The organism is Winogradskyella ouciana (assembly GCF_009709615.1).
In the GTDB taxonomy this organism is placed as follows: domain Bacteria; phylum Bacteroidota; class Bacteroidia; order Flavobacteriales; family Flavobacteriaceae; genus Winogradskyella; species Winogradskyella ouciana.
Genome location: NZ_WJYA01000005.1, coordinates 238,770 through 265,162 on the forward strand (window position 1 = coordinate 238,770; position 26,393 = coordinate 265,162).

At 36.3% G+C, this 26,393-nt stretch carries 15 protein-coding genes; 9 read left to right on the plus strand and 6 right to left on the minus strand.

Annotated elements, in window-relative coordinates; genetic code table 11:
• Positions 1 to 88: 88 nt before the first annotated feature.
• Entirely contained in the window at positions 89 to 1,642 is a 1,554-nt protein-coding gene (gene amaB, locus F1003_RS08670) for an L-piperidine-6-carboxylate dehydrogenase (protein ID WP_155088962.1), read from the minus strand.
• A gap of 122 nt (positions 1,643 to 1,764) precedes the next feature.
• Here amaB and F1003_RS08675 point away from each other — a divergent pair, with 122 nt between their 5' ends.
• The 4 genes from F1003_RS08675 (at position 1,765) to F1003_RS08690 (ending at position 10,048) form a co-directional block, all read left to right on the plus strand.
• Entirely contained in the window at positions 1,765 to 2,832 is a 1,068-nt protein-coding gene (locus tag F1003_RS08675) for an isoaspartyl peptidase/L-asparaginase family protein (RefSeq protein WP_155088964.1), read from the plus strand.
• A 122-nt stretch (positions 2,833 to 2,954) separates the two neighbouring features.
• A complete protein-coding gene (locus tag F1003_RS08680; protein WP_155088966.1) occupies positions 2,955 to 8,543 on the plus strand; it encodes an alpha-2-macroglobulin family protein in 5,589 nt (1,862 codons plus the stop codon).
• Positions 8,544 to 8,749: 206 nt separating this feature from the next.
• On the plus strand, positions 8,750 to 9,610 hold the full coding sequence (locus tag F1003_RS08685) for an SH3 domain-containing protein (protein ID WP_155088968.1): 861 nt from the start codon (positions 8,750 to 8,752) through the stop codon (positions 9,608 to 9,610).
• A gap of 126 nt (positions 9,611 to 9,736) precedes the next feature.
• Positions 9,737 to 10,048 carry an antibiotic biosynthesis monooxygenase family protein gene (locus tag F1003_RS08690; RefSeq protein ID WP_155088970.1) on the plus strand — a complete coding sequence of 104 codons (312 nt, stop codon included), beginning with the start codon at positions 9,737 to 9,739 and terminating at the stop codon, positions 10,046 to 10,048.
• On the opposite strand, the gene F1003_RS08695 is transcribed toward F1003_RS08690, so the two are convergent.
• Positions 10,045 to 12,273, minus strand: a complete 2,229-nt coding sequence (locus F1003_RS08695) for a T9SS type B sorting domain-containing protein (RefSeq protein ID WP_155088972.1) — start codon at positions 12,271 to 12,273, stop codon at positions 10,045 to 10,047. The two genes, F1003_RS08690 and F1003_RS08695, sit on opposite strands and share 4 nt — an antisense overlap.
• Positions 12,274 to 12,418: 145 nt before the next feature.
• Between F1003_RS08695 and pbpC the strand changes: the two genes are divergently transcribed.
• Both pbpC and F1003_RS08705 read left to right on the plus strand, forming a co-directional pair.
• Positions 12,419 to 14,770 (plus strand): penicillin-binding protein 1C, encoded by a 2,352-nt coding sequence (pbpC, locus tag F1003_RS08700; RefSeq protein WP_155088974.1) that lies wholly within the window; start codon positions 12,419 to 12,421, stop codon positions 14,768 to 14,770.
• 49 nt (positions 14,771 to 14,819) lie between these two features.
• The gene (locus tag F1003_RS08705; RefSeq protein WP_162306952.1) at positions 14,820 to 15,251 is read left to right on the plus strand and encodes a hypothetical protein; all 432 of its coding nucleotides are present in this window, start codon (positions 14,820 to 14,822) and stop codon (positions 15,249 to 15,251) included.
• A 51-nt stretch (positions 15,252 to 15,302) separates the two neighbouring features.
• Here F1003_RS08705 and F1003_RS08710 read toward each other — a convergent pair whose 3' ends face one another.
• The gene (locus F1003_RS08710; protein WP_155088977.1) at positions 15,303 to 16,382 is read right to left on the minus strand and encodes an endonuclease/exonuclease/phosphatase family protein; all 1,080 of its coding nucleotides are present in this window, start codon (positions 16,380 to 16,382) and stop codon (positions 15,303 to 15,305) included.
• Between the two features lie 135 nt (positions 16,383 to 16,517).
• Here F1003_RS08710 and F1003_RS08715 point away from each other — a divergent pair, with 135 nt between their 5' ends.
• Positions 16,518 to 19,403, plus strand: a complete 2,886-nt coding sequence (locus F1003_RS08715) for a TonB-dependent receptor (protein ID WP_155088979.1) — start codon at positions 16,518 to 16,520, stop codon at positions 19,401 to 19,403.
• Between the two features lie 35 nt (positions 19,404 to 19,438).
• Positions 19,439 to 20,860, plus strand: coding sequence for a DUF5689 domain-containing protein (locus F1003_RS08720; RefSeq protein WP_155088981.1), 1,422 nt, complete (start codon positions 19,439 to 19,441; stop codon positions 20,858 to 20,860).
• Between the two features lie 485 nt (positions 20,861 to 21,345).
• Here F1003_RS08720 and F1003_RS08725 read toward each other — a convergent pair whose 3' ends face one another.
• A complete protein-coding gene (locus F1003_RS08725; RefSeq protein WP_155088983.1) occupies positions 21,346 to 21,858 on the minus strand; it encodes a cation transporter in 513 nt (170 codons plus the stop codon).
• A 96-nt stretch (positions 21,859 to 21,954) separates the two neighbouring features.
• Here F1003_RS08725 and F1003_RS08730 point away from each other — a divergent pair, with 96 nt between their 5' ends.
• On the plus strand, positions 21,955 to 22,833 hold the full coding sequence (locus F1003_RS08730; RefSeq protein WP_155088986.1) for a DMT family transporter: 879 nt from the start codon (positions 21,955 to 21,957) through the stop codon (positions 22,831 to 22,833).
• Between the two features lie 49 nt (positions 22,834 to 22,882).
• Here the strand turns inward: F1003_RS08730 and F1003_RS08735 are convergent, their stop codons facing one another.
• Positions 22,883 to 24,961, minus strand: coding sequence for a M16 family metallopeptidase (locus tag F1003_RS08735; RefSeq protein WP_202913889.1), 2,079 nt, complete (start codon positions 24,959 to 24,961; stop codon positions 22,883 to 22,885).
• A 19-nt stretch (positions 24,962 to 24,980) separates the two neighbouring features.
• Positions 24,981 to 26,300 carry a M16 family metallopeptidase gene (locus F1003_RS08740; protein ID WP_155088988.1) on the minus strand — a complete coding sequence of 440 codons (1,320 nt, stop codon included), beginning with the start codon at positions 26,298 to 26,300 and terminating at the stop codon, positions 24,981 to 24,983.
• Between the last annotated feature and the right edge of the window lie 93 nt (positions 26,301 to 26,393).

Below are 26,393 nucleotides of genomic sequence, written 5' to 3' on the forward strand. Positions count from 1 at the left end.
ATGGTTTAATTGCAACAATGATTATGCCTAAAAAAAAAGACCCTTTCATTATGAAACGGTCTTAAATCACTTTTATTAAACCAATGCCCTACAAATCAAACTTAATGCCTTGCGCTAATGGCAACTCATCTGAATAGTTTACAGTATTTGTCTGTCTTCTCATATACACTTTCCAAGCATCAGATCCAGACTCACGTCCTCCACCTGTTTCTTTCTCACCACCAAAAGCTCCTCCAATTTCAGCTCCTGAAGTTCCTATGTTTACATTTGCAATTCCACAATCAGAACCAGCGTAAGACAAGAATTTTTCTGCTTCTTTCATTTCGTTTGTCATAATAGCTGAAGATAACCCTTGAGCAACACCGTTTTGTTTTGCAATGGCATTTTCAACATCACCAGAATATTTCATTAGGTATAAAACTGGTGCAAATGTTTCGTGCTGTACAATTTCAAAATCATTTTCAGCTTCAATAATTGCTGGTTTTACATAGCAACCACTTTCATAACCTTCACCTTCTAATATACCACCCTCAACCAATACGTTACCGCCTTCAGCTTTTGCTTTTTCAATCGCAGTTAAATACGTGTCAACGGCATCTTTATCGATTAATGGTCCTATGTGGTTTTTCTCATCAAGAGGATTTCCTATCGTTAATTGCTTATAAGCTCCAACGATGGCATCTTTAACTTTATCGTAAACTGATTCGTGAATAATTAATCGTCTGGTTGATGTGCAACGTTGTCCACAAGTTCCAACAGCACCAAAAACAGCACCAGGAACCACCACTTTTAAATCAGCAGTTGGTGTGATGATGATGGCGTTATTTCCTCCTAATTCCAACAACGATTTTCCAAAACGTTCAGCAACAGTCTTACCAACAATGCGTCCCATTCTAGTAGACCCAGTAGCTGAAACTAAAGGAATTCTAGAATCCGTGGTCATAAATTCACCTACTTTATAATCTCCATTGATAATGCAAGAAATACCTTCTGGCATATTGTTATCTTTTAAAACTTCAGCAATAATATTTTGACAAGCTACTGCGCATAATGGAGTTTTTTCAGAAGCTTTCCACACGCAAACATCACCACAAACCCATGCTAATGCCGTATTCCATGCCCAAACAGCCACAGGAAAATTAAATGCCGATATAATACCAACAACACCAAGTGGGTGCCATTGCTCACGCATAACGTGCCCTGGACGTTCAGACGGAATTGTTTGTCCGTTTAATTGTCTTGATAATCCAACAGCAAAATCACAGATATCTATCATTTCCTGAACTTCACCATAACCTTCTTGCAAAGATTTTCCCATTTCATAAGACACTAACTTGCCTAATGGTTCTTTCAACGCTCTTAATTTATTTCCAAACTGACGTACAATTTCACCACGTTGCGGAGCCGGTACATCTCTCCAAGTTAGAAATGCTTTAGTAGCAACATTCATCACCTTGTCATAGTCTTCTCTAGTTGTTGACTTTACTTTTCCAATTAATTGACCATCAACAGGCGAATAAGATTCAATAATTTCTCCGTTAGAAAAATTATTAGACCCTGTTGAAGATCCTTCATTTATATCTTTTACACCCAATTGTTGAAGTGCTTCTTTTATTCCGAAATCGGTAGCTACTGCTTCCATATATGTTTAAATTTTATGAATTATTAAATTTTGACGCGAAGTTACTAATAATTTGTTAGTTAGTCGAAGCTCAACTCTCTTAAAATATGTAACTTTAGAGCGCTTATAAATCATATTGAATCATGAAGAAACTTATTCCTTTTATCCTCGTATTATTTCTTTGCTTTGCTTGTAAAAATGAAAAATCATCCATTGAGACTGCGCAAGCAGAAACAACCAACGAAATGAACTCTGAAAAACCAGAGTTCGCCATCATTATCCATGGAGGAGCTGGTACAATTTTAAAAAAGAACATGACACCTGAAAAAGAAGCCGCCTATAAAGCTAAGCTTGAAGAAGCCATTAGAGTCGGTTACGACGTGCTGAAAAACGGAGGAACCAGCTTAGATGCAGTTACCAAAACCATCAATGTAATGGAAGATTCACCACTTTTTAATGCGGGCAAAGGTGCAGTGTTCACCAATGCAGAAACCAATGAACTCGATGCGTCTATTATGGATGGAAAAACCTTAAACGCTGGAGCTTCGGCTGGCACAACAACCGTTAGAAACCCCATTGATTTAGCCAGAGCTGTTATGGATAATTCAGAACACGTGATGCTTTCTGGTAAAGGTGCAGAAATCTTTGCTGAGGAACAAGGCTTAGCCATTGTAGAACCCTCTTATTTCTTTACTGAAAATAGATTTCAATCCTTACAACGCATTAAGGACAGAGAAAAAACAGAATTAGACCATGATGCTAAAACGGCATTTTACGATCCAACCATTAAAGATTCAAAATTCGGGACGGTTGGTTGTGCAGCATTAGATAAAAATGGAAATCTCGCCGCAGGAACTTCAACAGGAGGTATGACCAACAAACGTTATGGTAGAATTGGTGATGCTCCGATTATTGGTTCTGGTACATACGCTAACAACGAAACTTGTGCTGTATCGAGTACAGGTTGGGGTGAATATTTTATAAGAGCACAAGTGGCGCATGATATTTCGGCACTCATGGATTACAAAGGGTTAAGCCTCAAAGAGGCTGCAAAAATTGTATTGGACAAAGTTGAAGATTTAGGTGGTGATGGAGGTATTGTTGCTGTAGATAAAAATGGTAATATGGTGGCTGAGTTTAATACCGCTGGTATGTATAGAGCAACCCTGAATGACAAGGGTGAGTTGGAAATTGGAATTTATGAGAAATAATTTTTGTGAACACTTTAACATTCGACTAAAGTCTAAACGTTTAAAAACTGGCGTAAATATTTAACAAGAAAGCACCTACTCTCTCTTTTTTAAGTCGAAGTTTTACCTTTAAATTCATCATCATGCACATCAAAAAGCATCTTGTCCTCCTATGCCTTTTCTCAATCATTTTTTCCTGTAAAAAGAAACCTGTTGAAACCGATAATATTTTTAAATACAGAGATTATATCAGTTATACAACTTCTGGACGTGTATCTGTTGAAGAGCCAATTAAGATTAATCTTGCACAAAAAGTAGAGACTTGGGAGGCAGAGCAAGAGCTAGATGACAAACTGGTAAAGATCCATCCTTATGTGCAAGGAACTTTAAAGCCCCTCAATAAACACACCCTTTTATTTACACCAGACGAACCATTAGAGCCAAATACAGAATATACGGTCACCGTTAAGCTAGATGATATTTACACCAACATTCCCAAAGATTTTGAGTATTACACCTTTCAGTTTAAAACCATAAAACCTAGCTTCAACATTATCACCAACAACCTACAATCCTATAGCAAAGAATGGCAATATGTATCAGGTGTGTTGCAGTCCGCAGATGTTATTTCACTTAATGATGCCAAAAAACTGGTATCGGCTTCACAAAACAAAAATGACCTAAATATTGTTTGGTTAGAAAATAACGAACGTTCAAAATATTTCGAATTCAAAATAGACAGCATTCAACGCTATATTGAAGATAGTAAGGTTGATGTGTCTTGGAATGGCAAAGCCATAAAAGCAGATAATAAAGGTAAAAACTCTATCGACATTCCAGGAAAGAACAATTTTACTATTGTAGAAACCAATGTGATTCAAAATCCAGAGCAGTATTTATCCATCAATTTTTCAGACCCACTAAAAAAGCAGCAGAACTTTGCAGGCTTAGTCACCATTCAGAATGTGAAAAATCCAAAGTATATTGTTGATGGCAACGTCTTAAAAGTTTATCCAGACAACAAATTAGTTGGAGATATAAAAGTTGATGTCTTCACAGGAATCAAAAACACAGATGGTTTCAAACTCAAAAATGCATTTACCCAAACCCTAACATTTGAAGAATTAACACCACAAGTACGGTTGATAAGTAATGGTTCTATTTTGCCAAATTCAAAAGATTTAAAATTCAATTTTGAAGCGGTTAACTTGAGTAAAGTCGATGTAAGAATCATTAAAATCTATGAAGATAACGTATTGCAATTTCTGCAAGAAAACAACATCAATAGTAACAATGAATATCACATAAAACATGTTGGCCGTCGGATTGCAAAAGAAACCATCACCTTAATTCAAAATGAGTCCCAAAATACAGGCAAATGGAAAGCTTACAGCATTGATTTATCTAAATATTTAACTGCAGATCCTGGTGCTATTTATAGAGTAGAATTGAGTTTTAAGCACGATTATTCGCTATACGATTGCACGTCTAATTCCGAAACGACTGAAGTAGAAGAAGACGATTATTACGATGACTATTATGATGATTACTACGAAGAGGATTTTTATGCTGCCAATGATATCAGTGAAGAAGAGCAAGAATTAAGGGAAGAGCGTTATTGGGATAATTTAACCTATAGCTACAGAAATAATAATTACAGATATCGCGACAGGGACAATCCATGTACCGAATCCTATTTTAACTATGGTAACAGAACGGTTGCTGCAAACCTAATCGGTTCAGATCTTGGTGTGATTGCAAAGCAAGGTAATAACAACACTTACTTTTTTGCTGTGACCAACATCTTGTCTACCAATCCAGAGTCAGGCGCTAAAGTCACCTTGTACAATTACCAGCAACAAGAGTTAGCAAAAGGCATCACAAGTGGTGACGGAATTTTAGAAATTGATGCGAAAAAACGTGCGGCTTTTGCTATTGTTTCAAAAGGAAAAAATGTGAGCTATGTAAAACTGTTGGACGGTAATTCGTTATCTCTAAGTAAGTTCGATGTGTCTGGTAGCAGATTGCAACGAGGCCTAAAAGGCTATATCTATGGAGAACGTGGAGTTTGGCGACCAGGTGATAGTTTGTTTTTAACTTTTGTGCTGAATGACAAAGCCAATGAACTACCAAAACGCCATCCTGTAAAACTCGAAATCACAGACCCAGTTGGGAAGCTCGTTTACAGAAAGGTTTCTGTGGATAACATCAACAACTTCTATGATTTTAAAGTACCCACCTCATCGGATTACAAAACCGGAAATTACAATGCAAAAGTTTCTGTTGGTGGTGCTAATTTCACGAAAAATTTAAAAATTGAAACGGTAAAACCGAATCGTCTAAAAATTAAAATTGATTTTGAAGATGATGTGCTGACTAACAACAAACCATTACAAGGCGACCTTAATGTGGCTTGGTTACATGGTGCACCAGCAAAGAACCTAAAAGCTGAAATAAAAGCAAAATTCACAACCACAAATACAAGCTTTAAAGGGTACAAAAACTATATTTTCAATGACCCTACAAAACGATTCAACACCGAAGAAACCAATGTTTTTGAAGGTTATTTAGACGCGAACGGAAATGCGAAAGTAGATGCAAAGCTTAATATTGGCAAAAATGCACCAGGCATGTTAACCGCTCAATTTTTGGTAAGAGCTTTTGAGAATGGTGGTGATTTTTCACTCGACGCATTCACAATGCCTTACGCACCTTACGAGAGTTTTGTTGGTTTGCGTTCACCAGAAGGGAGTCGTTATGGTTCTTATTTTACAAATGAAAACCACACTTTTGATATCGCAACGGTTACAGCTGAAGGCAAACCCATTCAACGAAAAAAACTAGAAGTCAAAGTTTATAAAATTGAATGGCGATGGTGGTGGAATTCGTCTTACGATAACCTATCAAGTTACGTATCTAGCAATTACCACAGACCTGTTCAGCAATATGAAATCGATACAGATACCAATGGAAAAGCTAGTTTTAAAGTCAACATTCCAGAAAACGACAGAGGTCGTTATTTAATCAGAGTGGTTGATCCTGTGAGTGGACACGCTACTGGTCGTACGGCTTATTTCTATAAAAACTGGTGGTCCAACTCGCCAGCGGGAGATAAGGAAGCCGCTAAAATGTTGGTCTTCTCAACCGATAAAGACAACTACAATGTTGGTGACACTGCAAAATTAACGTTCCCATCTGGTAGTGAAGGTAGAGCACTCGTTAGCATTGAAAATGGTACTGAAGTGTTGCAACACCAATGGATAAAAACAAGCCCAGGTGAAACCACAGTCGATATTCCTGTCACGGCCGAAATGGCACCAAACGTGTTCATCAATATTTCATTGTTGCAGCCACACGCTATCACGTCCAACGATTTACCGATTCGTTTGTATGGCGTCATTCCTATGATGGTAGAAAATCCTGCAACGAAGTTAGAACCACAAATCAATATGCCAGATGCTATTAAACCAGAACAATCCTATGAAATAAAAGTATCTGAAAAGAACAACAAACCAATGACCTATACCATTGCTGTTGTGGAAGAAGGTTTATTGGATTTAACCCGATTTAAAACACCAAACGCTTGGAATAGTTTCTACGCTCGTGAAGCTTTAGGCGTAAAAACCTGGGATATTTTCGATGATGTTATTGGAGCCTACTCTGGCAGTATAGACCAAGTCTTCGCCATTGGTGGAGATGGTGCTGCCGCTAAAGGCAAAAACAAAAAAGCGAATCGGTTTAAACCCGTTGTGACATATCTAGGGCCATTTTTGTTGAAGGAAGGGCAAACAAAAACTCATCAGCTTAAAATGCCAAACTATGTTGGAGCTGTTAGAGCTATGGTTGTCGCTGGCAATAACAATAAAGAAGCTTATGGTAGTGCTGAAAAATCAGTACAGGTTAAAAAACCACTCATGGTTTTGGCAACCTTACCTCGTAAGTTGAGTCCAGGCGAAAAAGTAACACTTCCTGTAACCGTTTTCGCTATGGAAAATAAGGTTAAGAATGTCAATCTATCATTAAAACTCAGTGACGGAATCACCGTAAAAGGCAATAAAACTCAATCACTACAATTCAGCAAACCGGATGAAAAAATGGTCTATTTTGAATTGGATGTTACCAAAGCAAAAGGCATCAATACCATTGAAGTTGTTGCAACAGGAAATGGCGAAAAATCAACCTACAAAGTAGAGATTGATGTTGAAAATCCGAACCCAATGACCTATCGTGTTATTGATAACGAACTACAAGCCAATGCAAAAGAAACCGTTAGCTTTAACACCTTTGGAGAGCCTGGAACAAATTCAGCAACGGTAGAGTTTTCAACCTTACCACCAATGGATTTTTCGAGACGTATGGCTTACCTTATTCGTTATCCTCATGGTTGCGTAGAACAAACCACATCTGGTGTATTTCCACAATTGTTCTTGGCAGAGGTTTTCGATCTAACGGATAAAAAGAAAAAAGAAGTACAACGTAATATTGAAAATGGGATTAGAAGATTAGGAGGTTTTCAAAATGCTGATGGCGGATTGGGTTATTGGATGGGAGAAAATACAGCCAATGATTGGGGAACAAGTTACGCTGGACATTTTATGATAGAAGCCGAGAAAAAAGGATTCGTTTTACCACTAACATTCAAAAGTAATTGGATTGCTTATCAAAGACAAGCAGCTCGTAATTGGAGACCGAGTTACCGCGTGTATCATAGCGACTTAGCGCAAGCGTATCGACTCTATACCTTGGCCTTAGCTGGTAGTCCGGATTTGGCAAGTATGAACCGATTGAGAGAGTTTGATGAAATATCAAATGATGCTAAATGGAGATTGGCTGCGGCTTATGCATTGGCTGGTCAAAAGGAAGCCAGTGAAGCGATTTCAAAAACGGCTAATATCGATTTTCAGCCACCACAATCCAACGCTTACACTTATGGCTCACTACATAGAAATAGAGCTATGGCATTAGAAACCATGTTATTGACCAATCATCCTGAAAAGGTAGAACTCGGAAAGAGCATTGCAAAATCATTATCTAGTGACCGTTGGATGAGTACACAAACCACAGCATATAGTTTATTGGCCATGGGAAAACTGATTATGCAAAATGGTGGTAAAGATTTAAAACTGACCTATAGCATCAATGGTAAAACAGAAACCATTGATACTAAAAATGGCATCGCACAGCGCAACATTCCTATAAAAGAAGAATCAAATCAAATTGCGATTACCAATGAGAGAGATAATCTGGTTTACGTAAGGATTCTCAATTCAGGAAAATTAAAACTCGGAGAAGAATTGGCTGAACAACGTGGATTGTCCATTTCAACAGTCTATAAAGATTTACAAGGCAACAAGATTGATGTGACCAAGTTGCAACAAGGACAGGATTTTGTAGCAACGGTTAGCATTTCAAACTTAACCAGTAATAACGTAAATGATGTGGCATTGACCCAAATTTTCCCATCTGGCTGGGATATTGTGAATACAAGATTTACCGATTTTGGAGATACCACAGTAAGCCAAGCCAGATATACAGATATTAGAGATGATCGCGTTAACTTCTATTTTGACATGAATAGAAAAGGAAAGTATGGTACTAAAACATTCACTGTAATGTTGAATGCATCATACTTAGGCACCTATTATTTACCTGGCGCACAAGCCGAAGCTATGTACGATAATGATGATTACTTGGTGAGGAATAAAGGGAAATGGGTTACAGTAGAGAAATAACATAAAAGATACTGTCATTGCGAGGAATGAGGAACGAATGATGTGGCAATCTCTCTGTAATGAGAACTAAAATTAAACAGATTGCTACGGCTGACAATAAAGTCAGACTCGCAATGACACTAATAAACAAATTAAAACTTGTCGTCCGGAAGACAAGAATCCTAAACATAAACCGCTAAAATGTTTAATCTTAAAAACAAGTAATTATGAACTATTTAAAAATGATTTTAGCGATCGGATTCGTATTCAATCTAGCAGTACTAACTGCTCAACAACAAAAAGAAGCTTATGTAGCAGCAGAAAGTGGTTTATCCCTAAGAGATCAACCAGATGTTAGCGGAAATATGCTAACAAAATTAGCCTATGGCGAAGCTATTGGTGTATTAGAAGAAACCGATAAAAATTTGGTGGTACTCGATGGAGGAGAGAAAATTAGCGGAAAATGGGTTAAGGTAGAAACCAGAAACCATATTGGTTATGTGTTCAACGGGTATTTATCGCTAAATAAAATTGCCAGAACAATACGATTAAATCTTGATGACGTTAAGGTTGAAATCAAAAATCTAGCAACCAGTGATTACAAAAGCACCCATGATTTAAAAGATGAGGATAAGGCAACAATCAACGTTGATGTTAGCGATTCACCAGAAGGGAAGAATATTGTTTTAGTTGATAACGACTATAAGCAAGTCAGTTTATTTCAACGTTACGAAAATAGTTTTTCTTTTATGAGTGCTGATGCTAATTGTAGCAGCAACGAATGGAAACAATTTGATACCGAATGGAAGCCGCTAAAACAATTAAAGTCTAACACTTTTGAAACCTCAACTTATACAGAAAAAGACTGGATTGACTTTATAGAAACTGCCACTAAGGACTTAAAAGATGAAGTCGTTGATAAATGTGGTGAAGATTGGTTGTCTTATGTTAAGACCATAGAGAATGTAAAAGATTTCCCTGTGAGTGTTTCTACAAACCGTGTTTTTATTAAATTTATCTTGACGGATTTTGAAGATAATATCACAGAGAAAATAATAGAATTTGAGATACCTAAAGGTTCTAAGTAAAATAATTGTCACCTTGAGCGCAATCGAAAGGTTTTGAAACTTATTAACTTCAAATAGGTTTCGACTGCGCTCAACCTGACAAAAAATATTAATTTAAGAGACTCCCGTTTTCATGGGAAATAAAATATGAAAAACTTCAAACCATACTACGCCGTAATTTTCACCTCAACACAAACAGAAGACACTAAAGGCTACACAAAAATGGCTGAAAAAATGGAAGCCTTGGCCAAACAACAAAAAGGTTATTTAGGAATAGAATCTGCTAAAAATAAAGTTGGAATAACGGTTAGCTATTGGGAGAGTCTAAAAGCCATAAAAAATTGGAAAGCCAACACAGAACACTTATTTGCCCAACAAAAAGGGCGCGAACAATGGTATAATTGGTATAATGTGAGAATTTGTAAAGTTGAACGTGAGTATGAATTTAAACTAGACTAACGCTTCAAAGTAAAATGCCCTTTAATTACTTGTCCATCTAAAACGATGCGATACCAATAATCTGAGGTTGGAAGCTCATTACCTATAAAAGTGCCATCCCAATTTATATCCGTGTTGTAAGCCGAGTACAATAATTTTCCATAGCGATTAAAAATGTACACTTCAGTAGAAGAGAAAAATTGAGTAATATTTAAAGAAAAGAAATCATTAACACCATCATCATTAGGTGTCATAAATTTCTGGATATAAAAATGAAAATGCTCTTGGGTTACCACAACATCGCATTCATTAGACCTCACATAAATGGTATATAATCCACTTGGTTGATTGTTAAACACATTACTAAACTGGTAATCTACACCATCGAGTGAATATTCAAAATTCCCTGTATTAGCCAAGTTGACTATTATGGAACTTCCCTCAGTTACTATACTATCAATAATAGGATTTTCAATTTCCGTGACTGTAAACGTTATGATTTCTGTTAGACAACCATCAGTTACCTCAACTTCATAAATACCTTCAGCGTCAATGGTTATGGATTGGGACATTTCACCAGAAGCCCACTGATATTGTGGGTCTGAAATATCTGAAGTAGCGGTAAGCATTACGTCATTATCTTCGCAAAGCGTTACAAATTCATCTCTAAATTCTAACGGCTGCGTACCTTCAATTTCCCACCCGCAAGTTTCTTCATTAAACGATGTGGTCTGCCAACATTCTAGATCGGTTGGTTCTTCGGGTTGTGTACCAGAAACTACCCAGCTGCATGAGTTGTCATCAAAAGTAGCATCTTCCCAACACTCTAAATTAGACGGTGCCTCTGGTTGCGTACCAGTAATTTCCCAGGAGCAAGTTGAATCATTAAATATCGCTGTTTCCCAACATTCCGTTGTTGGTTGCATTGGTTGTGTACCTGAAACCTCCCATGCGCATATTGTATTGTTGAAAGTTGAAGTTTCCCAGCATTCTAATCCGGTTGGTTCGGCAGGTTGTGTACCTGTAACTTCCCATGAACAGGTTGTATTATTAAACGTCGCTGTTTCCCAACATTCTACAGATGGTTGTGTAGGTTGTGTGCCTGAAACCTCCCAAGAACAGCTCGTATTGTTAAATGTTGCTGTCTCCCAACATTCTGTTGTAGGTTGTGAGGGTTGCGTGCCTGCAACTTCCCAAGCACAAGTAACATCATTAAACATTGTTGTCTCCCAGCACTCCAAATCAGATGGTTCAGCTGGTTGTGTTCCAGTTACTATCCAACTACACGAGGCATCATCAAATGTTGCAGTTTCCCAACATTCTATAGTTGGAGGTGGTGGAGCTTGATTTACGATAATTTGATACACATCAGAAAGGGTTATACAATCCGAGTTATTCAAATTTGCCTGATATTCAGCAACTTTAGCTCTATAATACGTAGTGGTAGCAATCCCAACTACCGTAATAGAAGCATTAGTTTCACCAGCTATATCTGTCCATGTGTTACCATCAGTACTTACTTGCCATTGGTAAAAATGTGAACTGAAAACCGCATTATCAGGTACTGCAGTTATCGTATCTGAAAATGGCTGTGTGCTACAAGTTGTAATATTATCGCTATTACTACTATCTTCTACCGAAATGGTATCACCGCAACTTTTAAACACAATATCATCAATGGCTACATCATTACCGCAACCACCAGAACTATTGTTTATCATCTTCAAAATAATAGAAGTCTGACCAGGTATAGTTTGAAACACTAGAGCGTATTGATCCCAGGTGGGTGTCAGAGTACCATTTATGTTTCCTGTATTGCCAGAAGCTAAAAGATTGGTATCCGTACTATCCCAAATTTCAAACCTTACATTAACAGGTATTGCACCAGCACCACAGAACCCGTTTGCAGGAGTTAAATTCAATAGCCATGACGAAAATTCATAGGTCGTATTTTCGCACAAACCCGTTATTTCTGTCCTGTAAAATTCACCAGCGCTAAAACTGGAATTTACAATCAACATTCTTCCATTGGTATCGTTTGGTGTATGGTCATCAGTATCAAACCAATCAAAATAATTAGTGTTGCTTGTTACGGTATAAAGACCATCGTCTGGTGGTTGCCCATTCGCATACGTGTAAGTTGTAGTGCCAGGTGGTAGTGCTGTATCTTGTAAACCCGTACCAAAATCTTCTACAAAAATAGGATCACCAGAGTTGCCTTGGCAGAAACCCAATTGCGCCTGCATCTCTTTTGAAAGAAAAGAAAAGCATAAAATTATAAGTAATTTAAGATCTAAGCGAGGGTTTTGCACGTTTAAATATATAGATAAGTTAGTGTAATAGTTTTAACTTTTCGACGAAAAGACCATAAAACCTACTTTTGTATAGTCCATGTATAGGTTAATCAGATATATTAAGCGAAATAGAATAAAATCTTTAGTGATTTTTGTGCTTCTCGTTGCGTATTATTTCTGTTTGCCAAAACAGTTATTTAAAGATCCTACAGCAACTGTAATTACAAGTCAATCTAATGAATTATTGGGTGCGTTAATTGCTGAAGATGGACAGTGGAGATTCCCAGAGAGTGATAGTATTCCTGGTAAATTCAAAACCTGTATTCTTCAGTTTGAAGATGAATATTTTTACAAGCATCCTGGTTTCAATCCGGTTTCCATTTTTAAAGCATTAAAAGACAATTGGAGTTCTGGTTCAGTAAAACGCGGTGGAAGTACCATTACACAACAAGTGATTCGCCTATCACGTAAAGGGCAATCGCGAACATATCTTGAAAAAATTAAAGAGATCATTCTTGCCACACGATTGGAATTCAGATTATCAAAAGATGAAATCCTAAACCTGTATGCGAGCCATGCTCCGTTTGGTGGCAATGTGGTTGGTATTGATGCTGCGTCATGGAGATATTTTAATCGTAGTGCTCATAATTTATCTTGGGCCGAAAGTGCCACACTGGCTGTATTACCCAACGCACCAAGCTTAATTTATCCCGGAAAAAACCAAAAGCGATTATTGGATAAGCGCAATCGCCTATTGAAAAAACTCTACGAAAACGGAACAATTGATGAACTCACTTATGATTTGTCCATTGCTGAAGGCTTACCACAAAAACCCTATCCGCTACCACAAATTGCACCGCACTTGCTTCAAAAAGTGGCTAAAATCCATAAAGGTAAACGGATTAAAACAACCGTAAAATCATCGCTACAAGAGCAGGCAAATTTTATTGTAAAGCAACATTACAATCAGTTAAAGCAAAACGAAATTTATAATATTTCCGTATTGGTTTTAGATATCAACACACGAGAAGTTTTAACATACATCGGTAATTCACCAACTGACAGAACGCATCAAAGAAGTGTAGATATTATTGATAAACCCAGAAGTACAGGAAGTATTTTAAAACCCTTTCTTTATGCATCCATGCTTGATGCTGGCGATTTACTGCCAAACACTTTAGTGGCTGATGTACCAACACAGTTTGGGAGCTACCAACCTGAAAATTTCAATCAGTCTTATGATGGTGCTGTCCATGCCAATGAAGCTTTATCGCGCTCATTAAATGTACCTGCCGTAAGAATGCTACAAGGTTTTGGATTGGATCGGTTTTATCATTATTTGAAGCAACTTCAACTTAAAGATTTAAAATACAATGCCAATCATTATGGACTATCTCTAGTTCTTGGAGGTGCAGAAAGTAACCTTTGGGATTTGTGCAAGAGTTATGCTGCAATGGCTTCGACTTTAAATCATTTTAATGATAATTCGAGTCAGTATTATACAAAGGAGTTTATTCAACCCATTTATAATTCTGAATCGAAAATTAACTTCGGAAAACTAACCAATGAAAAAACCGTTTTTGATGCGGCTTCCATTTACCTCACGTTTGAAAGTATGAATCAAGTCAACCGACCAGAAAGCGACGAGAGTTGGGAATTCTACGATTCGTCCCAAGAGATTGCATGGAAAACAGGAACCAGTTTCGGGTTTAGGGATGCTTGGGCAATAGGGACCACTAAAGATTACGTGGTTGGTGTTTGGGTTGGCAATGCTGACGGTGAAGGAAGACCAGGTTTGGTTGGTGTGCAAACAGCGGCACCTATTTTATTTGATGTGTTTGATGTACTACCAAAAAGTGATTGGTTTGCAAAACCTTATGACGAAATGTTAGAAGTCAGCATTTGCAAAAAGAGTGGCTACAGAGCGTCTTCAATTTGTGATGATACGGAACTGCAACACATTCAAAAAAGCGGACAAAAAACTGCACCGTGTCCGTTTCATCAGTTAGTACATTTAGATGCTTCGGAACGATTTCAAGTGAATTCATCTTGTGAAGCTGTTTCAAGAATTAAAAACACGTCTTGGTTTGTATTACCACCTTTGCAAGCGTATTATTTTCAGAATAAAAATCCATTTTACAAACCGCTTCCTCCTTATAGAAATGACTGTGTTGAGTCTTCAGGAATTTCAATGGAATTTATTTATCCCAATCAACAAAGTACTATTTTCCTTCCTAAGGATTTTGATGGCAACACCAATGACTTGGTACTGAAAGTTGCACATTCTAAACCCGAGTTAGAGCTGTATTGGTATGTAGATAGTAAATATATCGGAACCACAAAGGATATTCACGATATGGCTGTTTTACCATCGGAAGGAGAGCATATGATTACCGTTGTAGATGAAATGGGAAATGAGTTAAAGCATAAAATTACTATTTCAGAATAATCGCATTCATCTTCAAATCCTTATTTTTGTCCTCATAAATCAACTATCAATTATGGAGACTTTACAATTTTTACATTCGGGTTGGGCTTATTTAGTTCTACTCGTATTAATACTTGCAACCTTAAATGCCTTAGTCAAATTTTTTGGTGACAAGGAATTCGACGCAAAGGATTTTAGAATTTCATTGTTTACGTTAATTACAATGCATATTCAACTTTTATTAGGGCTAATTTTATGGTTTACTAAAGGTTATTTTGATGAAATGACGGTTGGAGAAGTGATGAAAAGCGAGGCGGTTAGAAAATTAGCGATTGAACATCCCGTAACCATGCTCATAGCGGTTGCATTGGTAACCATTGGGTATTCTAAACATAAGAAAAAACTTGTTTCTAAACCAAAATTTAAGGTGGTGGCTATTTTTTATACTATAGCTTTAGCATTGGTATTATATATGATACCTTGGAATCTTTGGTTCAACTAATAAAAAAGGCGCAAACTGAGTTTGCGCCTTTTTAATATATAATCTTTGTAATTAATCTTCCTCTTGATCTTCGTTCTCTTCTACTTCCTTAATGAGATAGACATAAACAGGGAAGTGATCACTAAAACCACCCGTAAAACCACCATCGGCAAAACTTCTTAAGGGATAGCCTTTGTAACGTCCACGCTTATTGAACATATACGCTGGGTTATAAATACCTGCTTTCCAGAACCTGAAAGACGAATAGTCATCTTCAAGTAAAGGCTGTGAAATTATGATTTGGTCAAATAAACTTAAAGCATCTCTATAAGCCGTAGTTCCCCAACCTTTTTCGGTAAACATTTTTTCATAAGGATTATAGAGCCCTTTTAATGGCACATCCTTCTTTTCTTTCTTAGCTTTTAAAACTTCTTTTACACTCTCGTTTGTTGGATCATCGTTTAAATCACCCATCGTAAAAATCTTAGCATATGGATCAACAGACTGTAAGGAATCTATTAAACGTTTGTTCAACCTAGCCGCAGCAACTCTTTTAAATCGACTGCGAGCTTCACCTCCACTTCGAGATGGCCAGTGACTAACAAGAATATGAATTAAATCTCCATCTAGCTCACCTTTTACCAATAACTGATCTCTAGTATAAACGCGTTTTCTTGTTGCATCATCGTAAATCAATAATTCATGAGAACTAGAATCGACTGGTTTAAACAATGCCTTTTGATATAATAAAGCAACATCAATACTTCTTGCATCTGGACCATCGTAATGAATAATGCCGTAATCTTTTCCTAAAAGTAAGGGATCATTAACTAGGTCTTCTAGAACTTTTCTGTTCTCAACTTCACAAACTCCAATTACTGCAGGTGCGTTATTGGCTTTATCAGCACCAATATTGGCAATTACGCGTGCCATGTTCTTTATCTTTTGTTTATAGACTTCAGAACGATTAGCTTTCATTTCCATTATCGGACTTCTTTCGTCAAATTTTAATGGATCATTGATAGTGTCAAATAGATTTTCTAAATTGTAAAATGCTACAGTATGGATTTTAAAACGTTTTTCCTTTTGGGCAGAAACGCTTGTAAAACTTACAATAGCAGTTAAAATTAGAAGGGATTTTAAAAATTTCATCTTGGTTATATTATGTAATCGTTATATCCTAAGCAAATTGCTTGCCAAAAGTATGTAATTATTATAAATAACGTACATTTGCAACCCTTAAATAACCATTTTTTAACCTATTAACAATCAATTTTAATATTAAGCATGAAAAAAAGTTTTTTAATTTTTCTGTTCGGAATTGTCTTTTCATTAGCGGGTTTTGCTCAGCAAACTATTGTTAAGGGAAGTGTTTTGGACGGAACGACAGGAGAACCAATTCCTGATGTAACAATTACTATTGAAGAAACCGGACAAACCCAAAACACGGACGGTAAAGGTGAATTTAGTTTTACCCAAAACGTTCCTCTTGGCGAACAAGTCTTAAAGGTGGAAAAAGTAGGCTATGTTACAAAACGTTACCCGATTATTGTTAACGAAGGACAAACTGTTGACATTAGCGGGATGACATTAGACTATGATCAAAGTGATAAGGATGACCTTTTCATTATTTCAATTTCAGACGACAATTTGAATAGTGAAGATGATGGCCTTACGGACAACATTTCTGGTTTATTACAAGCCTCAAGGGATGTATTTCTTAATGCAGCAGCATTTGACTTTAGTGCCACATTCTTTAGGCCTAGAGGTTTAGACAATGCCAATGGTAAGGTTCTTATCAATGGTGTAGAAATGAACAAACAATTTAACGGAAGACCACAATGGGCAAATTGGGGAGGTTTAAATGACGTACAGCGTAACCGTGTGTTTACTATGGGTATGTCGCCTAACGATTACACTTTTGGTGACTTAGCAGGTACAAACAATATTATAATGCGTGCTTCTAAATATAGAAGAGGCGGACGTATTTCGTATGCATCAGCTAACCGTAGTTATACTGGCAGAGTCATGGCGAGTTATAGTTCTGGCCTTTTAGAAGGAGGTTGGTCGTATTCTGTTTTAGGTTCTCGACGTTATGGAGAAGAAGGTTTTAGAGATGGTACACTTTACGATGCCAACTCACTTTTTGTTGCAGTTGAAAAGCAATTGAATGAAAACCATAGTTTAAACTTTACTGGTATTTATGCTCAGAATAGACGTGGTCGTTCTACAGCTATAACGCAAGAAGTATTTGAGTTGAAAGGACGTGAGTACAACCCTTTTTGGGGAGAGCTTAATGGTGAACAGCGTAATGCTAGAATGCGAGAAACCAATGAACCTATTTTAATGCTTAATCATTACTGGCAGATTTCAGATAAAGTTCGCTTGAATAATAATGTGGCTTATCAGTTTGGAGAAATTGCCAACAGTAGAATTGATAATGGTGGAACAAGACTGGTGGAATTTAACGGTGAAACCGCTTATATTGGTGGAGCTAGAAACCCAACGCCAGAATATTACCAAAATTTACCTAGCTTCTTTTTACAAGATGATAATCCTACGGCTTATGATTATCAACAAGCCTATTTAGCACAGCAAGCTTTTATTAATGATGGTCAGTTGGATTGGTACAGAATGTATGAAGCCAATGCAGCACTTAGAGCTGATGGCGGCAACTCACTATACGCTATACAATCTGATGTGGTAAAAGATCAACAGCTAACTTTTAATTCTATTTTAGATGCGGAGTTAACCGACAATATTAAATTAAACGCAGCGGTAAGTTATAGAAACTTAAAAAGTGAAAACTTTGCTCGTATGGAAGATCTTCTTGGAGGAACTGGCTATTTAGATGTAGACTTCTTTGCAGAGGAAGATGACAACTCAACAATCAGTGATGAGGTAGCAGCAAATCTTGCTCAAAGTGATGTTAGAAACCCTAACAGAATTGTTACTGAAGGTGATCGTTATAAATATAATTATGAGATGCATGCTGATGTTATTTCTGCATTTGCCCAAGCACAATTTAAGTATAACAAAGTAGATTTTTATGCTGGACTAAATGTTTCTCAAACAACTTATCAAAGAGTTGGTCTATATGAAAGTGGTTTCTTTCGAGGTGGAGGCAACGATGGTTCGTTTGGAGAAAGCGATAAATTAGACTTCTCTAATTATGGTATTAAAGGTGGATTTACCTATAAAGTTACGGGTAAACATTTAATTGATGTTAACGCTAGTTACTTTACAAAGGCACCAAGCATTAGAAATTCTTTTGGTAACGCAAGACAATCTAATGCAAAAGTGATTGGCTTAGAAAGTGAAAAAATACAATCTGTAGATGTTAGTTATATATTTAGATCACCAATAGTAAAGGCTAGAGTTACTGGTTTTTATTCAGGGTTTAAAGATGGGTCAGACATCGGTTTTTATTTCACAGAAGATTTGGCTGGTTTAGGTGTAGATACAGGAGATGCTTTTGTACAGGAAATTATGACCAACATAGAAAGAAGACATGTTGGTGTAGAATTGGGTATAGAAGCACAAGTAACACCAACTATTAAATTAAAAGGTGCTGCTTCTATTGGACAGTTTACTTTTCAGAACGATCCTAATTTATATTTAACCAGTGTGGATTTCTTAAATAGAAGTGATATTGATCCTCAAGTTACTTTTGGTGATGGTACAACACAGTTAGATGGCTATCATGTTTCTGGTGGACCTGAACGTGCATTTCAAATAGGGTTTGAATATAGAGATCCAGATTTTTGGAATGTTGGTGTAACAAGTAACTTCTTTTCTAATGCGTATTTAGATGTAAGCAACTTGGCAAGATCAGCTAACTTTACCTCGGATTTTGATGGAAACACATTTAACGATTATGATCCTGACCTTGCTAAAGAGTTACTAAAGCAAGAGCAGTTTGATGATTATATGTTAGTTAACATCCTTGGTGGTAAATCTTGGAAAATAAATGATTACTTTGTAGGGTTCTTTGCAACCATAAATAATGTATTTGACCAAGAGTATAAAACCGGTGGTTTTGAGCAATCGCGTTTAGCAAACTTTAGACGTATCAGTGAAGATAAGTCAAGAGAAAACGGCCCTATATTTGGTCCTAGATATTTCTTCGGTAACGGTACGACATATTACTTTAACGTTTATGTAAGATTTTAATAAAAGCTATGTTAGAACAAAATAAAATACAAAAAATGAAAACTTTAAAAATTAACAAAATAATACTATTACTTATAGGCTTAGTAGTATTTAATGGCTGTGTTGAGGATGACGAATTTAGCACACCAGACACAACAATAAGCGAACCTAATATTCCTGATAGTGCTAAAGTACAAATTAGTGCATTAGCTGGTGAATTAGCTCAAGCGCAAGGGAACAGTTCTTTAGACTATTCTGATGAAGACACCACATATTCTTATACATTTAATGAAAATGATTTGTTTATGGAAGGTTATGTTGTTTCAACAGATGAAGGTGGAAATTTCTTTGAGGAGATTATCATTCAAGATAATTTTGAAAACCCAACCATTGGTATCAAATTATTGATTGATGTAAATCCGTTATTTGTTCGTTATGAGCAAGGTAGAAAGGTTTATGTTAAATTAAATGGTCTTGCTGTCGGCATTACAAATGGTGTTTTAACTCTTGGTGCGCTAAATGGAAATGAGGTTGATAAAGTGCCATCTGCATCAGAAAATGATGTTATTTTTAGATCGGCAGAGAAGATGGACTTAGTCCCGCTTCCTTTAGCTTTTACAGATTTTAGCGACGATAAAACAAATTTATTTATTCAGCTACAAGATGTGCAATTCAACAGAAATCAGGCTACTGGAGATAACCCACAATCTTTTGCATCAGAAGAATCAGATCAATTTGATGGTGAACGTACTTTAGAGAGTTGTGCAACTTCTGCATCTGTAATTTTTAGTACAAGTACCTTCGCAGACTTTAAAGGTCTGACGCTACCTTCTGGAAGAGGAAGTATGAGTGCTATTTTAACTAAGGATTTCTTTGGTGAAGTATTTAACGTTGTAGTAAACACTCCAGAAGATATCAACTTTGATAGTACAGACCGTTGCGACCCAGACTTTTTAGAATGTACAGGCGCTTCTGGTGGAGGTTCTGCAATTTTCGCGGAAGACTTTGAAGGTTTCGGAACCTATGATTCTGAAGGATGGGATAATATCAATATCAGTGGTACTGATACGGATTGGTTTATCAGTAGTTTTAGTGGTAACTTCTATTCTCGTATTTCTGCATTTAACTCAGATAATGACGAAGCTGATGTATGGTTGGTTACTCCTGCTATTAACATGGATGCTACTACAGGTGAAGAATTATCTTTTGATATACAAGCTAACTTTGATAACGGTACTAACTTAACAGCCTGGGTGTCTACAGATTATGCAGGTGACCCAACAACAGCAACATGGTCTATCTTAGACGCAACAATTCCTATTGGTCCGGCAAGTACCTTTGGTAACTTTGAAACTGTTGGCCCTATCAATATTTCTTGTGTAGATGGTAACGCAGTTATCGGATTCTTCTATGAAGGTTCTGATCCTAGTGCGACGACAAGATATCATTTAGATAATGTTGTTGTTACTGGCAACTAAAATTAAATAATTTTATATTGAGCCACATCTTAAGAGTTTAAGGTGTGGCTTTTTATTTATAGATAAGCTTATGTTAGATCACTACTATATTTCCGTGTTTAACTACTACAAAAAGACCTTAGGCAAACGGAGTCTTACGTTGGCATTATTGTATATTAATTTGCTAGAGCTTTCTATTTTATTCGCTTTAGCTGCTTTTTTTAAGGCCTTTGCCAGTCAGATGAGGGTCTTAACTATCGCTTCAACTAAATTCTGGATACTACTGGGTATCGTTTCCTTATTTATAATCTTTAAGAACTGGATGCGGTATAATGGAAAAAAAAGGAATGTTCTCAATGCTAAATTAAAAGCGAAGTCAATTTCTATATTCCTGCTATGGTTTCTTCCTATAGGATGTTTACTAATTGCTTTTGTTTTACTGCAGGTACAATAAAAAAACGCTACCCAACTGGATAGCGTTTCTAAATTATATTTCTATTATAATCTTATTCTGATTTCTTCTCTTCAGAACAACATGCTTTTTTACAATCTTTCATGCAAGCAGCTTTATCTTTTTTTGCATCACCTGTACAACATTCCATTTTACAGTCCGCTTTACACGTTTTCTCTTTTCCAAAATCATCTACTAATTTTAAATCTTTCACCTTGTAAATTTCAGCAACGCCAGTCACTGCATCTTCAAGGGATTTTGGTGTCACTTTGGCCTCATCAAACTCAACCATAGCCAAACGCTTATCAAAATCTACTTTTGCAGATTTTACTCCCTCCATTTTTGCCATCTTTTTCTCAATGGTCTTTGCGCAACCCATAGCGCAGGTCATACCATCAATACTAAATTCTACTTTGGCATAAGTAGCATTAGGGTCTAGGGTTTTGGAAACATCTTTATTAGTAACTTCTACATCTACAGTCTTAACTTCTGGTTGAGTCTCATTTTTACATGATGTAAAAACCAAAGTCATAACTGCGATGATACATATACTCTTTAATGTGTTCATAGATTTAAACTATTAAATTTTGGCTAAAACTAATAAATATTGGTGTTTCTTACATAAGAATTAACGAATTTTGTGATTCTTTTACAAAGCCTTAGTATGAAAAACCCTAACGTTAAGTGGATTTATCTTATAATTCTTTCCATAATTTGGGGGAGCTCGTTCATATTAATTAAGAAATCTTTATTAGGACTGACTCCTTATCAGCTTGGAGCTTTGAGAACTATTATTACGGGAATAATCCTTTTGGCTTTCGGTTATTCTCAATTAAAAGACATCCCAAAATCTAAATGGAAATGGTTATGCATCTCAGGATTCTTAGGCTCTTTCTTTCCTGCTTTCTTCTTTGCGATTGCAGAAACAGAAATAGATAGTGCTGTGGCATCCATCTTAAATTCTCTCGTGCCACTAAACACCATATTATTGGGTTTTGCAGTCTTTAAAATCGCCTCAACAAAACGACAGGTTTTAGGTGTCATTATTGGTTTTATAGGTACTTCCATTTTAATTATGAAAGGATCTGAACTCAACCCAAATCAAAACTATTTATATGCTGGTTTTGTGATTGCCTCAACTTTGATGTATGGTGCTAACGTAAATATTATAAAACGTTATTTACAGGATGTAAAACCTTTAGCAATCGCGGCTGGTAATTACATTTTTATTGTTATTCCTGCGTTAGTCATACTATTATTTACAGATTTCTTCTCATCTGAACGACTTAACAATCCTGATTTACCGAGTGCTCTATTGTATGTTATTATTTTATCTGTATTTGGTACCGCTTTAGCCAAAGTGGTCTTTAATAAATTGGTTCAGATTTCTACCCCTGTTTTTGCATCCTCTGTTACGTATATTATGCCCATTATAGCTTTAATTTGGGGAGTTTTGGATGGTGAAGCTTTTAGTTTAATCCAAGCTATGGCTTCATTGTTAATCTTAGTTGGTGTGTATTTATCACATAAACGCAAAGCATAAAAAAACCGAAGCTTTCACTTCGGTTTTAATTTTATAAAAATTAAAGGTTTTAATTAAAATCTTCTGCTGTTACGCCTTCATTTACTTTAATCTCAGTAACTTCTAAGTTAAGAACTTGAGGCCCTGTTGCTATTTTCCAAGTGTAAGGCATCATAACACCGTTTACTTCTTTGTAATTAGAATAATCTGTAACAGTGGTTACGGATTGCCCAGCAGTTTCGTTAGTTTCTTCTGCTCTTAATAAATAGCCTGTCTCAACGTCATAGTATCTAAATGACTCTTTACCGTCTTTAGTTACCTTTATTTTGTAAACATCTGTGCCATCAATAGTAGTTTTACTATCTAAAGTTAAGGTAGATGATTCCATAAATAATTCTGGGAACAAACCTTTTTCGGACTTTCTAGACGCGATATCTTTTTCGTCCATAGGAATTTTTCTCCCTTGTTGTTCCATATAACCAGTTTCACCATCAAAATTTTGCTTCATTACAGTACCCATGCCTTCAACGATCATTTCCATAGAAAACTTATTCGGAGACATTTGCTTCAATATTGCTATAGGCTTAAATGGCGCTCCTTGAATAGTTACATCTGCAGTTGTTAAAGTCGAATTTACACTTCTAAGGTTTTCTTCACCTCCAACGGCATCTACATATGTCTTTACAACAGATTCTGCCGTTAAACCTTCTGGTAATGGTTTAGAATATACAGGCTTGTCAGTAGGTTTAGCATATTTATCATAATACTTGATTGGAATTCCTGTTTTTTCAAGATTCTCTAATACTTCACTTCCTTTACCAACTACAATTATACGCGCATTTTCTGTCTTAAAATGCTTATTTGCTACGCGCATTACATCATCCTTAGTCACCGCATTTATTTTCTCTAAATAAGTGGTGTAGAAATCTTCTGGTAAGTCATTTAATTTAATGTTTAAAGCATAATTAGCAATTGTTTGCGGACGCTCTAATGCCAATACAAAATCACCTACATACTTAGCTTTTGCATTAGCTAGATCTTCAGAATCTACAGGCTCAGTTTTAATACGGTTGATTTCCTTAAGCGTTTCTACAACAGCACTATCCGTAACTGCGTTTCTTACCGCAGCACCAGCCGTAAAACGAGAAGCGTTCCATCTGCTGGTTCCAATGCTAGAACGTGCACCATAGGTATAGCCGTGTTCTTCACGTAGATTCATGTTTAAATAACTACCGAAACCACCACCTAAAATCTTGTTGGCAATTAAAACTGAATGGTAATCGTCATCATTCATTTTAAAATCAACATTGTTCGTCAAAGAGATGTTAGATTGTACTGCGTTTGGCATATCCACAAAATTAATTTGCGTGTACTGAGCATTGGCTTTTGGCTCTGGAATAGTAATATCTACACCAGCTGATTTTTCCCATTTCCCAAAATGATTTTTAATTTGTCTTTCTACATTACCGATCTCAACATCACCAACAACAACTAAGTAAGCATTGTTAGGGTTGAAATACTTTTCGTAAAATGCCAATACATCTCCAAACTCAATATTGTTAACAGTTTCTTCTGTAACAAATTCACCTCTTGGGTGATTTGCCCCATAAGATAATGCGCCACCAACTCTACCAGCAACAGCATCTACGCTCTTTTCTTGAGACTTTAAATTTTCAATAAGCTTCTCTTTCTCTTTTTCGAATTCCTCTTTAGTCAATAATGGATTAATTGCCGCATCAGCCATTAATTCAATGATTCTGTCAGAATATTTAGATAATGAACTTGCAAAAGCTCCTTGAGCACCAAAGCCTAAACTCGCTCCCAAGAAGTCAATTTCTTCATTAAATTCATCTTTATGAATATTAGTTGTTCCATTACCTAACATGGCAGCGAGGATACTAGAGACACCTGCTTTTTCACCTTCCCTAATCGGTTTGTTATCTATGGTTAAAGAGTAAGATACTCTAGGTAATTTATGGTTTTCTACAACAAGGACCTCAATCCCATTATCTAACTTAAACTCACCTGGCTTCTCTAATGTTATTTTAGGAGCTGGACCTGGCTCAGGTTGCTTAGATCTGTCTATTTGTGCATTTACACCTACTGCCATTAAAAACAATACAATAAATGCTGATATTTTAGTTTTCATGTTACTATTCATTTTTATTTTATTGATCATCTTTCTTAGGTAAATACTCTAGTATTAAACGCTGATTAGGATTTAAATACTTCTTGGCAACGTCTCTCATTTCTTCTCTGGTGATGGAACGATAGATATCAATTTCGTTATTGATTAAATTTACGTCATCATACAACATATAGTAACGTGCCAATGAATTGGCAATTCCTGCTACACTCGAGTTAGAGTTTACAAATTGATTCTCAAATTGATTTTGAAGCTTTTGATAATCACGCTCAGAAATTAAATCTGTCTGAATCTTAGCGATTTCCTCATCCATTTCCGTAATTAAAGTATCTAATGATACATCACCTAGTGGTAAACCAAACAAAGCGTACATACCGTAATCTTCTTGGCTTATGTTTACTGCTTGTACTTGTAAAGCTTGCTTTTGCTCATCTACCATCTTCTTGTATAAGACTGAGCTTTTACCTCCGCTTAAATATTGAGAAATCATATTTAACACATAAGAATCCCTATCTTTAAAAGAAGGAGTTCTGTATGCTGCAATTACAGCAGGAATTTGAATATTAGGATCGTAAGCCTTATCTCTCATAGATTCAGTGATTGGCTCTTCTTTAGGGAAGTTTCTTTCAATATCCTCACCTCTTGGAATTGGGCCAAAATAATCCTGAACCATTTTCTTTACCTCAGCTTTGTCAATATCACCAGCAACTACTAAAACAGCGTTGTTTGGTACATAGTATTTTTTATTAAATGCTTGGAATTCTTCTAAGGTAGCAGCATCTAAATGCTCCATCTCACCAATCGTAGTCCCTTTATAAGGATGTACTTTAAACATGCGCTTTTTAATCTCAGCCAATATGTTTCCATAAGGTTGATTATCTACACGAAGTCTTTTTTCTTCCTTTACTACTTCATTTTGCGTATCTACACCTATCTGATTGATAACTGGGTGTAAAAGACGCTCAGACTCCATCCAAAGACCTAGTTCTACACTATTAGAAGGAAATACTTCATAATAGTAAGTTCTGTCGTCAGTAGTATTGGCGTTATTGCTTCCTCCATTAGACGTTACAATGTTAAACCATTCTCCGCGTGGAATATTCTCCGTACCTTCAAATAAAAGATGCTCAAAAAAGTGAGCAAATCCTGTGCGTTCTGGGTCTTCGTCTTTTGCACCAACATGGTACATTACAGATACTGTTACTACAGGAGCCGAATTGTCTTGGTGCAAGATAACGTGCATACCATTATCTAAATCGTACTCTTCAAATTCTACCTGTTGCGCGTTGGAGTGAAAACCAACTAACAACAAGAGCACTAGAGTAAAAAAGCTTTTTTTCATTATTAAATGTGTTTAGTGTTTAAATTGTTTTTAGTGTTTGTCTATGTTAAGTTTACATTGTTACACAAAGCCTTACAAAAATAAGGAATGATT